The organism is Litoribacter populi, assembly GCF_007483685.1.
Lineage (GTDB): Bacteria > Bacteroidota > Bacteroidia > Cytophagales > Cyclobacteriaceae > Litoribacter > Litoribacter populi.
On the sequence record NZ_VMKN01000001.1, the window covers coordinates 1,210,982 to 1,227,600 of the forward strand.

17 protein-coding genes are annotated in these 16,619 nt (G+C 42.0%); 12 read left to right on the forward strand and 5 right to left on the reverse strand.

What is annotated here, in order from left to right:
• The 3 genes from FPL27_RS05175 (at position 1) to FPL27_RS05185 (ending at position 3,178) form a co-directional block, all read left to right on the forward strand.
• Complete coding sequence (locus FPL27_RS05175; protein WP_143960073.1) at positions 1-567, forward strand: KdsC family phosphatase; 567 nt, start codon at positions 1-3, stop codon at positions 565-567.
• A 19-nt stretch (positions 568-586) separates the two neighbouring features.
• Complete coding sequence (kdsA, locus tag FPL27_RS05180; RefSeq protein ID WP_143960074.1) at positions 587-1,432, forward strand: 3-deoxy-8-phosphooctulonate synthase; 846 nt, start codon at positions 587-589, stop codon at positions 1,430-1,432.
• Positions 1,433-1,567: 135 nt separating this feature from the next.
• The gene (locus tag FPL27_RS05185) at positions 1,568-3,178 is read left to right on the forward strand and encodes a L,D-transpeptidase family protein (protein ID WP_143960075.1); all 1,611 of its coding nucleotides are present in this window, start codon (positions 1,568-1,570) and stop codon (positions 3,176-3,178) included.
• Between the two features lie 151 nt (positions 3,179-3,329).
• Here the strand turns inward: FPL27_RS05185 and FPL27_RS05190 are convergent, their stop codons facing one another.
• On the reverse strand, positions 3,330-4,058 hold the full coding sequence (locus FPL27_RS05190) for a murein L,D-transpeptidase catalytic domain family protein (RefSeq protein ID WP_143960076.1): 729 nt from the start codon (positions 4,056-4,058) through the stop codon (positions 3,330-3,332).
• A gap of 269 nt (positions 4,059-4,327) precedes the next feature.
• On the opposite strand from FPL27_RS05190, the gene FPL27_RS05195 reads away from it, so the two are divergent.
• The 7 genes from FPL27_RS05195 (at position 4,328) to hemL (ending at position 12,393) form a co-directional block, all read left to right on the forward strand.
• Positions 4,328-4,744: a 6-pyruvoyl trahydropterin synthase family protein gene (locus FPL27_RS05195; RefSeq protein WP_143960077.1), complete on the forward strand. Its 417-nt coding sequence runs from the start codon at positions 4,328-4,330 to the stop codon at positions 4,742-4,744.
• Entirely contained in the window at positions 4,698-5,399 is a 702-nt protein-coding gene (folE, locus tag FPL27_RS05200; RefSeq protein ID WP_143960078.1) for a GTP cyclohydrolase I FolE, read from the forward strand. The genes FPL27_RS05195 and folE overlap by 47 nt, the downstream gene beginning before the upstream one ends.
• A 113-nt stretch (positions 5,400-5,512) precedes the next feature.
• Positions 5,513-6,199 carry an SDR family NAD(P)-dependent oxidoreductase gene (locus FPL27_RS05205; RefSeq protein ID WP_143960079.1) on the forward strand — a complete coding sequence of 229 codons (687 nt, stop codon included), beginning with the start codon at positions 5,513-5,515 and terminating at the stop codon, positions 6,197-6,199.
• Entirely contained in the window at positions 6,199-7,209 is a 1,011-nt protein-coding gene (locus tag FPL27_RS05210) for a ligase-associated DNA damage response exonuclease (protein WP_143960080.1), read from the forward strand. The genes FPL27_RS05205 and FPL27_RS05210 overlap by 1 nt, the downstream gene beginning before the upstream one ends.
• A gap of 536 nt (positions 7,210-7,745) precedes the next feature.
• Positions 7,746-9,275 carry a glutamine-hydrolyzing GMP synthase gene (gene guaA / locus FPL27_RS05215; protein WP_143960081.1) on the forward strand — a complete coding sequence of 510 codons (1,530 nt, stop codon included), beginning with the start codon at positions 7,746-7,748 and terminating at the stop codon, positions 9,273-9,275.
• 152 nt (positions 9,276-9,427) lie between these two features.
• On the forward strand, positions 9,428-11,095 hold the full coding sequence (locus FPL27_RS05220; RefSeq protein WP_143960082.1) for an ABC transporter substrate-binding protein: 1,668 nt from the start codon (positions 9,428-9,430) through the stop codon (positions 11,093-11,095).
• An 8-nt stretch (positions 11,096-11,103) separates the two neighbouring features.
• Positions 11,104-12,393 carry a glutamate-1-semialdehyde 2,1-aminomutase gene (gene hemL / locus FPL27_RS05225; protein ID WP_143960083.1) on the forward strand — a complete coding sequence of 430 codons (1,290 nt, stop codon included), beginning with the start codon at positions 11,104-11,106 and terminating at the stop codon, positions 12,391-12,393.
• Between the two features lie 136 nt (positions 12,394-12,529).
• On the opposite strand, the gene FPL27_RS05230 is transcribed toward hemL, so the two are convergent.
• The gene (locus FPL27_RS05230) at positions 12,530-12,769 is read right to left on the reverse strand and encodes a hypothetical protein (protein WP_143960084.1); all 240 of its coding nucleotides are present in this window, start codon (positions 12,767-12,769) and stop codon (positions 12,530-12,532) included.
• Between the two features lie 53 nt (positions 12,770-12,822).
• Entirely contained in the window at positions 12,823-13,317 is a 495-nt protein-coding gene (locus FPL27_RS05235) for a DUF4168 domain-containing protein (RefSeq protein WP_143960085.1), read from the reverse strand.
• A gap of 90 nt (positions 13,318-13,407) precedes the next feature.
• Between FPL27_RS05235 and FPL27_RS05240 the strand changes: the two genes are divergently transcribed.
• The gene (locus tag FPL27_RS05240; RefSeq protein WP_143960086.1) at positions 13,408-13,764 is read left to right on the forward strand and encodes a Spx/MgsR family RNA polymerase-binding regulatory protein; all 357 of its coding nucleotides are present in this window, start codon (positions 13,408-13,410) and stop codon (positions 13,762-13,764) included.
• Between the two features lie 10 nt (positions 13,765-13,774).
• On the opposite strand, the gene FPL27_RS05245 is transcribed toward FPL27_RS05240, so the two are convergent.
• Together FPL27_RS05245 and FPL27_RS05250 are read right to left on the reverse strand one after the other, a co-directional pair.
• On the reverse strand, positions 13,775-14,236 hold the full coding sequence (locus tag FPL27_RS05245; protein WP_143960087.1) for a copper resistance protein NlpE N-terminal domain-containing protein: 462 nt from the start codon (positions 14,234-14,236) through the stop codon (positions 13,775-13,777).
• Between the two features lie 3 nt (positions 14,237-14,239).
• A complete protein-coding gene (locus FPL27_RS05250; RefSeq protein WP_143960088.1) occupies positions 14,240-15,196 on the reverse strand; it encodes an NAD-dependent epimerase/dehydratase family protein in 957 nt (318 codons plus the stop codon).
• A gap of 165 nt (positions 15,197-15,361) precedes the next feature.
• Between FPL27_RS05250 and kbl the strand changes: the two genes are divergently transcribed.
• Entirely contained in the window at positions 15,362-16,558 is a 1,197-nt protein-coding gene (gene kbl / locus FPL27_RS05255; protein WP_143960089.1) for a glycine C-acetyltransferase, read from the forward strand.
• Positions 16,559-16,619 lie beyond the last annotated feature (61 nt).

Sequence of the window (16,619 nt, forward strand, 5' to 3'; positions counted from 1 at the left end):
ATGAGAGAATATTTTAGGCATGTCGCTAAGGAAGTTTTTGAAAAGGCCTCCAAAATTAAGTTGCTGGTCACGGATGTCGATGGAGTGTTGACAGACGGTGGTGTGATCTATGATGACCATAAGACAGAATTCAAGCGATTTCAGGTAAAGGACGGGCAAATCGTACAGTTTCTTAAGGCTCATGACATCAAAATTGGAGTCATTACTGGAAGAAACAGCGTGGTGGTGAAAAACAGGTGTGAGGAACTCAAGTTTGACTTTCACTTCCATGGAGTCAAGGAAAAGTCGCTAGTTTTTCTTTCTCAGGTGAAAGCTTTGGGTTTGACTTTAGAGGAATGTGCCTATATCGGTGATGATATCATTGATTTGCCGATTTTGAAAAATGTGGGTTTTTCAGCTTGTCCTGATGATGCCATTCCTTATGTAAAGGATAAAGTAGATTACGTGAGTTTTTATAAGGGTGGTGAAGGCGTGTTTAGAGAAGTTGCCGATATTATACTGGAAAGCCAGGGGAAACTAGAAAGCGTGGTGCATAATCTTGCGTCACAGAAGCTCCAAAACCCTTGATTAAAATTAAAAAGAGATAATGAACAAGTTTACAAATAGTATGAAAATCACCGATAAGGTGGTTTTGGGAGAAGAAAAACCAGTGCTTTTTGCCGGCCCATGCGCTGTTGAGAGTTTTGATATTTGTCTAGAAATCGGAACCAAGACAAAGGAATGGGCTGAGAGATTTGGCTTTTCTTATGTATTTAAAGCCTCCTTTGACAAAGCCAACCGAACCAGTTCCAATTCATTTAGATCAATAGGAATGGACAAATCACTTGAGGTTTTGCAAAGAGTTGGAAAAGAACTGGGTGTTCCATTGGTGACTGATATCCATGAAAGCTACCAAGCTAAAGAAGTAGCCGAAGTAGTAGATGTACTTCAAATTCCCGCTTTTCTCTGTCGTCAAACGGACTTGTTGCTAGCTGCGGCGGAAACAGGAAAGGCTGTGAAAATTAAAAGGGGCCAGTTTATGGCTCCAGAGGATATGCAATATGCGGTGAGTAAGGTACGTGCTGCTGGTAATGACAATGTTTGCCTTACCGAAAGGGGATACTCGCTGGGTTATCACAACCTGGTGGTAGACATGCGTTCCCTTCCGACTATGAGGCAATATGCACCTGTAGTGTTTGATGTAACCCATTCGGTACAACAGCCAGGAGGTCAAGGAGGCAGTAGCGGGGGACAACGTCAATTTGCACCCTATTTGGCGAGAGCCGCAGCTGCCACTGGGATAGATGGATTCTTCATCGAAACCCATCCTGAACCTTCAAAAGCACTAAGTGACGGTCCGAATTTGGTACCATTGGACAAAATGGAAGGCTTTTTGGAAATGTTGAAGGAATCCTGGGATTTAGGAAGAAAATACGGAGACTTTTCAGTTTAAAACATTATAAAATCTTAAAAATATTTAATCCCCGTCAAAAATGACGGGGATTTTTGTGTTTACTGGGGAATAATTCCACAAAAAATTTTTTCGGCATAAGCTTTGCCATCCGATAGATGTAGTAACATTGGATTTATGTCTAGCTTAAAGTATCTCGTATTTGGATTGTTGGTGTTGTTGGCCTTTTCCTGTAGTCAGTATCCTAAAAATGAGGATATTTCTGAACAGTTGCAGGGAATGTCAGGGGATTTCAACAGGGATTCGCTATATCAAAAGGTTTATTCCCAAAATGATTTTCAGCCTATTTGGGTAAAGGCTCAAGGCGTGAACAATAAAGGAGAGGAGCTTTTGGCCTATTTAGAAGAGATCCAATTCGAAGGGTTAGATAAAAAAGATTATCTCTATGATGAAATCGAATCTTTGGTTACAGAAATAAAAGAAACCACCGATCCAGAATTACATGCCGTGCTAGACATGATGATGAGCAATGCCTACTGGCGCTTGGCAAGAGATCTAGATCGGGGAAGAGTCGACCCAACCAACCTGAACATTGATTGGAAAATTGATCCAGAAGTTAAAAGAACAGACTATTATTCACTATTGCTGGACCTCAATTCCAACAATACATCGGTAGAAAAAAGCCTGAATGAACTTCGTCCAGATAATTTTCGGTACAACCAACTCAAGGCCCTCTTAAAAGAAGCCCTTGAAAAAAAGAACGACAAAAATACTAAAATTTCATTTTCTGGGAAAATTGAACCTGGAGATCAGCACGAGGTCATTCCTAAGATCAGGAACAGGATGATCCAGTTTTCCGACTTGGAAGAATATAATGCTGAAGATTCTCTACTCTATGATAGTGAATTAGAATATGGAATAAGAAATTTTCAGGCTAGACATGGATTAAACCCAGATGGTATATTGGGTCAGGACTTTTTCCAAGCGATTAATTATCAGCATGAAGACTACTTGACCAAAATCAAAGTTAACCTAGAACGTCTCAGATGGCTGCCCAATTTCGTGGACGGGAAGGATGAAAAAGTCATTGTTAACATCCCCGATTTTTTTCTGTATTATCTCAGTGGTGAAGACACTGTACTGCAGTCAAAGGTAGTGGTAGGAAAAGAATACCGTAAAACTCCCGTCTTTTATTCCAAAATGTCCTACTTGGTTTTTAGTCCAACCTGGACTTTGCCACAAACAATACTCTGGGAGGATGCAATACCAGCCATTCAAGACGATTTAAGCTATTTGGAAAGAAATAGGATGCAGGTATTGACCCTAGATGGTGAGCAAGTTGACCCGAAAGATGTCAATTGGGATGATGTAAGCAAGGAAGAATTTCCATACCTAATTCAGCAAGTATCCGGTGACCATAATTCCTTGGGACGCGTAAAATTCATGTTTCCTAACGATCATAGCATTTATATTCACGATACACCCGCTGATTCTTATTTTTCAAAAGATGAGCGGACCTATAGTTCAGGCTGTATAAGGATTGAAAACCCCGTTGAGTTCGCCTCTTTGCTTTTGGAAGACTCCCACTGGGATGAAGAGGAAATTACGAAGGCTATGAAGCTTGAGGATGAGAAGAATGTAAATCTGAAGAAAAATCCTGAAGTATGGATTTTGTATCTCACTATTTGGAAAGACCAAAAGGGGGTACAGGTGAGAGAAGATGTTTACGAAGGTGACAAAAAGTTGGCAGAGGCATTGGGATTGCCGGTTACAAATGACTTTTTGTAGAAAAATGAGTGGATGAAAACTTTTATTTTTTGACTCTGAGAGGGTTATTTTTTGACTAAGGCATTTTTTGTGGAATAAGCTGTAACTCTCCAATTTTTTTCGAGTTGGGTAACAAAAGGTAGTTCGTGAGGACTACCTTTTGCCGTTATGTTCAGCTTTGTTTGGAAAGTAGAGGTGAGTTTTTGATATAGTTTTCGTCATTGCCATAGATAAACAAACAGCTTTTATCCTTAATCTGGTTGATCACCGTTTCGCTCAAGTCAAGCGGGAGAGCAGGGCAACCTAAGCTTCTTCCCAGTCTGCCCGTTTGAGTGATAAATTCTTCATTTGCATAAGCAGCTCCATGAATAACGATTGCTCGCTGTCTGGCTAGGTCATTAAAGCCTTTTTCCTTGCCATCAAGCCTTAAACTGAAACCATGCTTACCGTGGTAAGTTTCACCGGTTACATAAAACCCTAAACTACTCATATAACTAGACTCTACATTGGAAAAAGTTTCCGCCATCAGGTCTCCTGAATTTCTTCCATGGGACACCACTGTTTGGTGAATGATTTTTCCATCCGCCACATCGATTACCCACATTCTCTTTTCGGTACTGGGCATGCTGAAATCAACAATGGTCAGAACTTTTCCAGGCTCAATTTCCCCATTAGCCAATAATTGGTGGTAACCTTTCACCGCATGGTCCAGGACTTGCCCCTGAGGCAGGGTAAATTCCGAATTTTCAGGATTTTCTAAGATAATATTGCTCAACATTTCTTCCTCTGAAGCCTTGTTGTCTAACAAATCATCATTGTCCCTCATGGGTGAATTATACGAATTGGAAGAGAAGATAGGGGCGATAGTAAAGACGAGTAATATGCTAAGGGCTCTAATCATACCCTTACAAGGGTTTAAAAGTGGTTTTGGTTCCATGGCCTTTTTTTGAGGGTGTAGAAAAAACTGAACAAAGCGGTTTTACAAACGGTTCTGCCTACAGTTTTGGTAGAAATGAACCGAAATCAGGCAAAACGGTGTTGTACCGATGATTTTGGAACGTTGGCCCATGGCACAATATTGTGGCAAAAATAGGAGACAAGCTCCCTATAGCCACGTAGATTCAAAAAATGTTTAGCTTTGCGAAGTTTTGAGAGATTGACCCAGTTTAAATGAAAGTAGCCGTATATAGAAAGGAGCATTTTAATGCTGCTCACAGATTACATAATCCCGATTGGTCCGATGAGAAAAATCAGGAAGTCTTTGGAAAGTGCAACAACCCCCATTATCATGGGCATAACTATGAACTTATAGTGAAACTAGTGGGGGAGATCGATCCGCAGACCGGCTATGTATACGACATGAAAAAGCTCAGCGACCTGATCAAGGAACACGTGCTGAGGAAATTTGACCATAGAAACCTTAACCTCGATACAGATGAATTCAAAAATCTTAACCCCTCCGCTGAAAACATTGCAGTGGTTGTTTGGAATATTCTGAGAGAAAAAATAGATAAGAAATACGAGTTAATTATTCGATTATATGAAACAGAAAGAAACTTTGTTGAATACGACGGGAATGGATCTTGATCGAGAGATGGACGAGATGGGTGATGATCACGCAGGTTCCTCCCAAAAAACTCCTTTAAGAGAAGATGCTTTTGAAATGGACGATGAGCTTAAAATCGAGCTTATCGAAAAGCATTTCAAGGAAATCATGCACATCATGGGATTGGATCTTAGCGATGATAGTCTCAAAGGAACCCCTCACCGAGTTGCCAAAATGTACATCAAAGAGGTTTTTAGCGGTCTTGATCCTAAAAACATGCCGAAGGCCAAGCTTTTTGAAAACAAGTTCAAATATAACCAGATGCTTGTGGAAAAAGACATTACCTTTTATTCCCATTGCGAGCATCATTTCGTGCCCATCTTTGGAAAAGCACATGTGGCCTATATTTCCAGCGGTCATGTAATCGGATTGTCAAAAATTAACCGTATCGTTCAGTACTTTGCCAAAAGACCACAGGTTCAGGAGAGGTTGAATATGCAGATTGGGAAAGCTTTTCAGGAAATCCTCGGGACAGAAGATGTGGCTGTGATATTGGATGCTCACCACATGTGTGTTTCTTCCCGTGGCATCCAAGATGTGAACAGTAATACAGTGACTTCTTTCTATGGAGGGAAGTTTGAAAAAGACGAGCAAACCAGAAATGAGTTTTACAAGTATCTTTCTTTGGATAAATAGTTTCTGGAATTGATTTATAAAAATAGAAGCCGGGCGTAAATGCCCGGCTTTTTTTGTTTCTTTTCAAACATTCCCCTTAATCAAAAGATTGATGAAATAACAATCTAAAAAGCATGGAAGAAAAGAATGTAGTCATCATCGGGGGTAATAGTGACATAGGAAAGGCAGTTGCCAAGATCCTAAAAGATCAGGGGGCGAACATTTTTTCCTATAGCAGATCCGGTGAATCAGGAGAAAAGCTGGATGTATTAGGCGACTGGGAATCAATTGAGGGTTTGCCAGAAGAGGTGCATGGACTCGTTTATTGCCCGGGAACCATACAGCTGAAACCTTTCCACAGATTTTCACTGGAAGATTTTCAAGAGGACCTGAATTTGAATTTTTTAGGTGCGGTAAAAGTCCTTCAGGCCACATTGAAAAGTCTCAAGAAATCCAAAAATGCCTCCGTGGTCCTTTTCAGTACGGTGGCTGTACAGACAGGCATGGGCTTTCATAGCAGTATAGCCAGTGCAAAAGGTGCCGTGGAAGGGTTGGTCAGGTCGCTGGCAGCAGAGTGGGCGTCCTCAAACATACGGGTGAACGCTGTAGCGCCATCTCTGACAGATACCAAATTGGCCGAACAACTTCTTGCAACCGAGGAAAAGAAAGAAGCTTCAGCCAAGCGTCATCCTCTTGGCAGGTATGGAAAACCAGAAGATATTGCGGAGGCGGTCGCATTTTTGCTCTCTGACAAGTCAGGCTGGGTTACTGGCCAGATCATGCATGTAGATGGGGGGATGTCCACTATAAAAGGTTTATAATGAGCGGAATTTTGGAGCTGTCCCCATTTGGACTTTATTGCCCTCAGGCCGATATTTTTATCGACCCCTGGAAACCTGTGGACAAGGCTCTGATCACCCATGCCCATGCTGACCACAGTCGATGGGGCATGAAGCATTACCTGGCCCATCACCACTCCGAAGAGGTAATGAAACGCCGATTAGGGGAGGATATTTCCATAGAAACCGTCCGTTATAACGATCCGATTACAATCAATGGCGTAAAAATAAGTTTTCACCCCGCTGGCCATATTCCCGGTTCCTCACAAATCAGGTTAGAATACAAGGGTAAAGTAATTGTGGCCAGTGGAGATTACAAAGTGGAGGATGATGGGCTCTCCGAACCCTTTGAGCCAGTAAAATGCCATGAGTTTATTTCCGAATGTACTTTTGGGCTTCCCATTTACAAATGGGAAAGCCAGGCGGATATCTTTGCTGGTATAAACAACTGGTGGAGAAAAAATACCTCTCAAGGAAGAAATTCTGTTTTGCTAGGGTACTCCTTGGGTAAGGCTCAGCGCATCATCAATAACCTGGACCTATCTATTGGGAAAGTTTTCTGTCACGGCGCAATATACAACATGAATCAGGCATTGATCGCAAATGGAGTCAAGGTGGTAGATGTGCCAAGAGTGGAGGCCGATATGGAGAAAAGTTTATTCAAAGGAGCCTTAATTATAGCGCCCCCATCCGCATTGGGCACACCCTGGATGCGGAGGTTTTCTCCGTATCGAACTGGCATTTGTTCCGGTTGGATGAATGTTAGAGGTACACGTAGGAGAAAGGCTGCTGATGCTGGATTTGTATTAAGCGATCATGCGGATTGGAACGGCTTGATTCAGGCAATTCAAGCTACCGAAGCCGAGAAAGTTTTCTTGACTCACGGCAACACCGCTGTTTTTGCCAAATATTTAGAGGAAGAAATGGGAATCGATGCTGTTGAGCTGGAAACACTCTATGAAGGGGAGAATTCGAACCTTGAGGATAGTTAATTTGACTCCGGTTTGGTTTTTTAGTTAATTAATGGAATGATTTTTAAGATTCTCGGCAATGATGCGAGTTGCCAACTTTCCTCTGATTGTTGAAGATATTCATGAAATTTATTCAAACAAGCTAAATAGGGTTAATCAGCTGAGGAATCCTATAGGGACCTTACAGGGAATTTATAGGGACATTATAGAGACCTTATAGGGATATTGAGTTAGGGGTGAGCTAGGTCTCCTCCCATGGCCGGTTAGCTCAAATTTACAGTTTGTCCATACTTCGTCCATAGCATCTTCGTACCATGTTTAGTTTTAATATGGAAATAATACAAGTGCGATATGAGCTTCAATAGCATTAGCAGTGACTGGAATGCCGATATTATTCGCTGGCACATTTAACCCAATTCGAGGGCTTAGCTTATGCATGGAAAGGGGATCCAGCCTAGAATATAGATCGACATCACGCATGAAGACTTGTCCAAATAATATTCCGAAATTTTTGCTTAGTATTTTTTTCCTTTCTAGAAGCTTGTTTAACTTTGCGCATGGCAGAACAGATTTTGATCCTCGATTTTGGTTCTCAGTACACACAACTTATCGCCCGACGAGTTAGAGAACTGAATGTTTATTGTGAAATTCACCCATTTAATAAGATTCCGGAGATCACTCCCGATATCAAAGGCATTATCCTTTCGGGCAGCCCATGCTCTGTAAAAGATGAAGGCTCACCTGATATTGATGTGGACCAGTTTAGAGGTAAACTTCCGGTTTTGGGCGTTTGCTATGGTGCCCAGCTAATGGCTCACAAATATGGGGGAGCCATCTCCCCTTCAGAAATTAGGGAATATGGTAGAGCAAACCTCAATCATATTGATACCCATATCGATTTATTCAAAGAAATTACCCATGGCTCCCAAGTGTGGATGTCTCATGGCGACACTATAAAAGAACTTCCAGACGGCTTTGATGTCATTGCAAGTACTCCATCAGTGCGAGTTGCCGCTTACAAAATCCAAGGCGAAGCAACCTACGGAATCCAATTCCATCCAGAGGTAACCCATTCTTTAGAGGGTAAAAACCTTCTTAGAAACTTTGTGGTTCAGATCTGTGACTGTAGCCAAGATTGGACTTCTGATGTGTTTATTGACATCACCGTTGATGAACTGAAGCAAAAAATAGGAGAGGACAAAGTGGTCATGGGACTTTCGGGAGGTGTAGACTCCTCAGTGGCGGCAACTTTGATCCACCGTGCGATTGGCGATAACTTGACCTGCGTTTTTGTAGACAACGGTTTGCTTCGCAAAAATGAATATGAAGAAGTATTGAAATCCTATGAAAACATGGGATTGAATGTGATCGGAGTAGATGCCAAGCAGCGTTTTTATGATGCTTTGGCCGGACTTTCTGATCCTGAAGATAAAAGAAAAGCTATCGGTAAAGCCTTTATTGAGGTTTTTGACGATGAGGCGCATAAGATTGAAGGTGTAAAATGGTTAGGACAAGGAACTATCTACCCTGATGTGATCGAGTCAGTATCGGTAAATGGTCCATCAGCCACAATCAAGTCTCACCACAATGTAGGTGGACTTCCTGATTTCATGAAACTTCAGGTAGTTGAACCACTGAACACTCTTTTCAAAGATGGTGTAAGAGAAGTGGGTAGAGCGCTGGAGATTCCAGAAAACATCGTCGGAAGACATCCTTTCCCAGGGCCCGGATTGGCCATTAGAATTCTTGGAGATATTACTCCGGAAAAAGTAAGAGTTCTTCAAGAGGTGGACCACATCTTCATTCAAGGACTGAAAGACCATGGGCTCTATGACCAGGTTTGGCAGGCAGGCGCGATTCTGTTGCCAGTACAGTCTGTAGGAGTAATGGGTGATGAGCGTACATACGAAAAAGTAGTGGCCCTCCGCGCAGTAGCCTCAGTAGATGGCATGACCGCAGACTGGGTGCACTTACCGTATGAATTCTTGGGACAAATCAGTAATGATATCATAAATAAGGTCAAAGGGGTAAACAGAGTGGTGTATGACATCAGCTCCAAGCCGCCGGCGACGATAGAATGGGAATAAGCTTGAAAAGCCTGATAGTTAACATCAGGCTTTTTTTATGCGATTAAATGCATTAAATTCGTGGACTTTCATATTGAGGTATAATATTTGAATTTCCTTATTGTCCTTACCGCAGGGCCGTTTCAGAGGCTCTTACATACATTAATACATTTATGAAAAAACTTTTCTTGCTCTCGGTTTTCCTGATATCCTTCACGGCCTTATTTGCCCAGGAGCAGCGTGATTTGCAAAACTACAACCGGGGAAAACAACTTGTCTCCTATGGCAACTGGGAGGAAGCCATGGAAGTGTTGCGGCCATATCTGGACAACCGTAGATATGGAAGCCTTTCCAATTACGCCCATTATCACTTTGCCCGGGCGGCTTATGGAAATGAGCAGCACGAATTGGCAAAAGGCACCCTTGAACCATTGCTGGACAACAGAGCTTGGGAACATCAAGATGAGGCCAGGTATTTATTGGTTTTGGCTCTATTTAGCCAAAACAAAAATTCAGATGCTCTTAATGAGATTGAAAAGATTAAAGATCCTGCAATTCGGCAGGAAGCTGAGAGGGCTACTTATGACTTTCTGCAAAATGCTAACTTGAGTTGGATGGTGTTGAACTTAAGGAATTTTGGGGAGAAAAATAAAGGGTTTGCTTTGGCGCTAAGAAAGCAGTTGGAAGAAAAAACTGTGATGAGTACCGAAGAAAGAAGAGTTTACAATGAAGTTAGGGATATTAGGCTTGAGGGTGAAGAAAAGCCAGATCGAAAAAGAGAGATCAATCAAGTCCTGGAGGTCGCTGTTGTACTACCGTTTAATTATAATGGTGGATCTGGAGTTAGCAGACTTCAAGGCAACAACTTTGTATTTGAGTATTATCAGGGACTGAAATTGGCAGTGGAAGAGGCGAAGAAGGAAGGAGTGGATGTCCTAATTAGAACTTTCGACACCGAACGGAATGTAGGGGTAACCGAAAAAATCTTGGAAGATCCATTTTTTAAACTTGCGGATGTTATAATTGGGCCCGTCTATCCAGAGGAAGTTTCCCTTGTTTCGCTTTTTGCGGAGCGTCAGGGAATACCTCAGATAAACCCACTTTCCAATCTGGATGACAATCTTGAAGTAGCTGGAAAGTCTTATCTTTTCCGGCCAAGCACCACATCTATGAGCAAGGGTATATTGGATTATGCTCAAAGAAAAGCAACAGAAAAGAAAATCGCAATAGCCTACTCAGCTTCGGCCAAGGATGAACTTCTAGCCAAGCAACTTGCTGAAAATGCAAGAAGAAAAGGATTCCAGATCGTCAAATCTGAAAAGATCGAAGGCCGCAATACACGTGACTTTTTTTCCAGCCTAGGCATTGAAAGGGGAGGTTCCCCTACAGTAAACATGGTGGTTGTTTTGAGCGACGACCCAAACGTGGCATCCCCAACATTTGGAGTAATAGAATCCATCAATTCTAGGGTGCCTATTTTGGTGCCTGATAGCTGGCTATATTTCAATTTTGCAAGCTTCGAAATGATGGAGCATCAAAACATCCGTTTCATTGGCAACAATACTGTAGATTTTGAGTCTCCTGATCTGGAGACCTTTAGAGAAAGCTTCTTTGATAAGTACCAGACCTTTCCGGGTATTTTTGCCCATTTGGGTTATGAGACATTATACTGGGTGCAGGAAAACTTAAATCCAGACAAAGGGTTTGATTTTACTCAAAACCTAAGAAGAGCAGGTTTCCAGAAAGGAAAGCTCACCTTTGGTTATGATTTTACAAATGAACGCGCTAATCAATATGTGCCCATTATGCGATTAGAGCAGGGCGCATTGGAAATTGAATAAAAGGAAAAATGCAGATTTCAAGAAGCAAAGACCTTTTCGCAAAGGCACAAAATTCTATCCCCGGTGGGGTCAACTCCCCCGTTAGGGCCTTTAGGGCAGTAGGTGGAGACCCACTTTTTATCAACAAAGCCGATGGGCCTTACCTTTTTGATGAGGATGGCAATAGGTTTATCGAACTAATCAACAGCTGGGGTCCCATGATCTTGGGGCACAACCATCCACAAATTAGGGAGGCAATTCTTAAAGCTGTGGAAACCGGTACCTCATTCGGGGCACCTACCGCAAGAGAAATCGAGATTGCAGAGCTAATTGCAAGTATGGTACCTTCGGTGGAAAAAGTAAGAATGGTAAACAGTGGAACGGAGGCCACCATGTCCGCTATCCGCCTAGCCAGAGGATTTACAGGAAGGGATAAATTCATAAAGTTTGAAGGGAATTATCATGGTCATGGAGATTCATTCCTGATTGCAGCAGGTTCCGGTGCCATTACGATGGGTCAGCCTGACAGTCCCGGGGTGACCAAAGGGACAGCGAAAGACACCCTTCTAGCTCCTCACAATGATCTTGAAGCAGTGAGAAAGTTGGTGGAAGCGAATTCTGGTGAAGTGGCTGCTATTATCTTGGAGCCAGTTGCCGGGAACATGGGATGTATTTTGCCTAAAGATGGCTTTTTACAAGGACTGAGAGACCTCTGCGACAAAGAGGGTATAGTACTCATTTTTGATGAAGTCATGACTGGATTTAGACTTTCAAGGGGTGGTGCGCAGGAATATTTTGGTGTTACTCCTGATATCACCACCATGGGTAAAATTATCGGAGGAGGCATGCCGGTAGGTGCTTATGGAGGGAAAAAGGAAATTATGGACTATGTGTCCCCAGCGGGCCCTGTTTACCAAGCGGGTACATTGTCAGGCAATCCTATAGCTATGGCAGCAGGTATGGCCATGCTTACGTATTTAAATGATAACCCTTCAGTTTATTCCACACTTGAAGAAAGTGGAAATCGTATATTAAAAGGCTTTCAGGCTACCCAGGAGAAGTTAGGCTTGAACTATACGATGACTCATTTGGGTAGCATGTTCAGCTTGTTCTTTACCGACAAAGAGGTTTATGATTTTGAAACGGCCAAAACCTCTGACACAGGACTATTTGGACGTTATTTCCAAGCTATGCTGCACAGAGGAATCTATTTGCCACCTTCCCAGTATGAAAGCTGGTTCCTATCTACCGCTCTCACAGATGAGCACCTGGATCGGATTATCGAAGCTAATGAAGAATCCTTAAGGGAGGTTTTATAAAATAACTTACTTGTGACTATTATCTAAAAGCTGCCCATACGGGTAGCTTTTGGTGTTTTAAAACAAGAGCAAAGAGATGTAAAGCTTGAAAAGCACCTCTATCCCTATAATGTTTAAGTAGACCAGACCCAAAATGTTAAACTTGACCAGCGTCTTGAGCCAACCCTGCCCGTGTAAGTTCAATAGCGATATATAGGCATATATGGGTCACTAGCAGAAAGCAAATAAATATGGTATTTCCAAAATCAGCAAAGTGAAAAGTCATGATGCTGATCCCCAGCCCGTAGATTAAATAGGCAAACGCGTGCAGGACCAGACTATGAATGAGATGCTCTACATAGAATTTACCACTTCTGATATTTAAAACCTTAGACACAAAAAAAAAGCTACCGATTAATCGGTAGCTTTTTTATGATTTCCTAGAAAGGATTAATTTTCGTCGTCCATCATGCTGTCGATTTTGGTTCTTACCTTTTCGCTCTGTTGGTAAGCCATCATCATTTCTTGGAATTTTTGCTGATCCATATCGTTCTCAGTCATTTTTTTCTGATACGCTTCACCAATTTCTTGGTTCATCTCGACCACTTTTTGACCGGCTTCGTTGAATTTAGCCATTTCCTCTGGGTCTTGAGAAACTTCTTTGATGTTTCCTGCCTGTTGTGCCTGCGCCAACTCATTGAATCTGTCGACATCCAAACCGGAGTCTTCAATGGTTTTCATCATTTTACCTTGCATTTCTTCCTGCAGAGGAATGATCTCTTTGTTGATTTTCACAAACTTCTCATATTCTTCGTCAGTGAAGTTATCATTCACTTGCTGCTGCTGTTGTGGCGGCATTTGCTGCTGAGCCATAACACCCAAAATAAGCGCAAAAGAAAAGATGAAGGATAAAGTGAAAATTTTCGATAACTTTGAATTAATCATAAGTTTGGGTTTTAGTTTTCATTTAGTGTAACGCTAATATACAAAATTAAACCCTGTTTTAGGAGTTTTGTTCTATTAAATAAAGTTAATATGATAAAAATATACGGGATCAAAAATTGTGACACAATAAAAAAAACTCTAAAATTGATGGATTCTGAAGAGATAGGGTATGTTTTTCACGACTATAAAAAACAAGCTCCCTCAATGGATTTATTAGATGAAATGATCCGGAATCTTGGACTTTCGGTTGTAATAAATAAGAGAGGCACCACTTTCCGCAAACTGGATGATTCCCAAAAAGAGGCTTTAGAGGGAAAGAATTCTGCCATTTCTGTCTTGCAGGAAAATAGTAGTTTGATCAAGCGTCCAATTATCCAATTGGAAAACGGCCAATGGCTTGCGGGCTATGATACTTCCCTGCCTCAAAAAATTAAAGGGACCCGCTAAGGTCCCTTCATTATTTTCGGTTTAAAGTATAATTCAGATTAGATTCTATTCGCTCACCTTGTTGATCTAATAGGGTAAGATTGCCTGATTCATCAATCGACAGCCTAATCATACGGTTGTTTTCAGTTTTCAACACCACCATTTGTTCTTCCGACCCAGGAAGTCTTTGGATTTCATAGCTACCAAAACTTTCTACCGTTCTGTCTCCATCAGTCGTTCCTACATAAGTTTCGTACATATCAAACTCATCCCCTCTTTGCTGGTCAAAATCCTCAAGCCTGATTTCCATTTCTATTCGCGTACAATCTGCACAGGGGATTGATCCTTGATAAGTTATCCAATTAGATTCCTCGGCCCCCCTGAGAAGAACTTCCTCTCTTTGCCTATCGGCTGGATTGGTATGGTGGGTTTCCTTTGACTCGCAGGCCAACAGGGCCCATAGGATTACAAATGCAGAGAGTGGTGCTTTCATAGGCTATTTGAAATTGACCATATACTCTGGCAAATTGGCCAGAATATCTGCGGTCATCTTTTGGAGATCGTATTCATGCTGCCATCCCCAATCCTTTCTCGCTGCGCTGTCGTCAATGCTGTCAGGCCAGCTATCCGCAATTTTTTGTCTGAAATCTGGCTGATAACTGATTTCAAAACTCGGATACTCAGTTTTTATCGCTTCAAAAATTTCCTTTGGGGAAAAACTGATAGCAGCAAGATTATAACTGCTTCTTACCTTAATCTGTTCAGCCGGGGCATGCATTAAGTCAAGAGTAGCTTTGATGGCATCTGGCATATACATCATAGGCAAGTAGGTGTTTTCAGAAAGAAAACATTCAAACTTCTCACCATCGATGGCTTTATGGAAGATATCCACTGCATAATCGGTCGTCCCACCCCCAGGTAATGACTTATAGCCAATCAGACCAGGGTAACGTAAACTGCGGACGTCAACATTGTATTTTTGGAAGTAATATTCACACCATCTCTCACCTGCTTGCTTGCTGATACCATAAACCGTATTTGGATCCATGACACAGTTTTGAGGTGTGTTTTGCATAGGGGTGTTTGGTCCGAATACTGCAATGGATGAAGGCCAATATACTTTATTAAGCTTAAACTCCTTTGCTAGCTCCAACACATGAAGTAAGCTGTCCATGTTAAGGTTCCAGGCAAAAAGTGGGTTTTTCTCTCCAGTTGCGGAAAGGATAGCTGCCAAATGGTAAATTTGAGTCACCTTTTCATCTTTGACCAAACTTCTCAATTTAGCCTTGTCCATCACGTCAAGAACTTCAAATCTGCAATAGTCGAATTTAACTCCAGCGTCTTGATTTATATCCGTGGCGATGACCTGCTCACCCCCATACATGTTGCTTAGGGAAAGGGTAAGTTCAGAACCTAGCTGGCCTGCAGCTCCTATAATTAATATTTTCTCCATTTTTGTCTCTTTTTCAAAGCCTGGATAAACCATCAGGCTCCAGGAATTTTGATTATATTTGGGTATTCGTTGCACAAAATTAACAAAATCAATGAATCCATTGAGGGATTCTCAGGATAACATTTTCCGATTTTTAAGAACCATAACCAATTAAAACCCTTTAATATGTACGATACCTTAAAGCCAAAACTGGAAAAGGAAATTCAGGACATCAAAGATGCCGGATTATATAAAACAGAAAGAATAATCACCTCCCCCCAGGCAGCCGAAATTACGGTGGAAGGCGGGAAAAAAGTTTTGAACTTCTGCGCCAATAATTACCTGGGACTTTCTAGCCACCCGAAAGTTATCGAGGCAGCCAAAAAAGCCATCGATACCCACGGTTTTGGAATGTCTTCCGTAAGATTTATCTGTGGTACCCAGGATATCCATAAAGAGTTGGAGAGAAAGATTTCTGAATTCTTGGGCACAGAGGACACTATTTTGTACGCTGCTGCTTTTGATGCCAATGGTGGCGTATTCGAACCCATCTTGGGCCCAGAGGACGCTATCATCTCTGATGCGCTCAATCACGCTTCCATTATCGACGGGGTGAGACTTTGTAAGGCTATGCGCTACCGCTTCAAACACAATGATATGGAGGACTTGGAAGCTCAATTAAAAGATGCTGACGCCAAAGGAGCCAAGCAAAAAATCATTGTTACCGACGGGGTGTTCTCCATGGACGGCACAATCGCCCAACTGGATAAAATTGTTGAACTTGCTGAGAAATACAAGGCTTTGGTTATGTCTGACGAATGCCATTCTACCGGCTTCATGGGGAAAACTGGTAGAGGGGTTCATGAACTCAAAGGTGTAATGGGCAAGATGGATATCATCACGGGCACCTTGGGCAAAGCTTTAGGCGGTGCATCTGGTGGATTCACTTCAGGACGAAAGGAAATTATCGATTTGCTAAGACAACGTTCGAGACCATATTTGTTCAGCAACACACTTGCCCCTTCCATCACCGGTGCTTCCATAATGGTATTTGATCTGCTTTCAGAGACCACCGAGTTGAGAGATAAACTGGAAGAAAATACCAATTACTTCCGAGAAAAGATCAAGGAAGCTGGTTTTGATATCAAACCGGGTACCCATGCCATCGTTCCAATCATGCTTTACGATGCGGCATTGTCCCAGAAAATGGCTGAAAAGCTCTTGGAAAGAGGTATCTATGTGATCGGGTTCTATTATCCGGTAGTTCCTAAAGGGGAGGCCCGAATCAGAGTTCAAATCTCCGCCGGGCATGAAAAGCAACACCTAGATCAAGCTATCCAAGCGTTTATTGAAGTAGGGAAAGAGCTTGGTGTAATCGATTAATATTCGAATAGAATAATGCGCATAAAGAAAAGGCCATATAGCAAACGCTGCATGGCCTTTT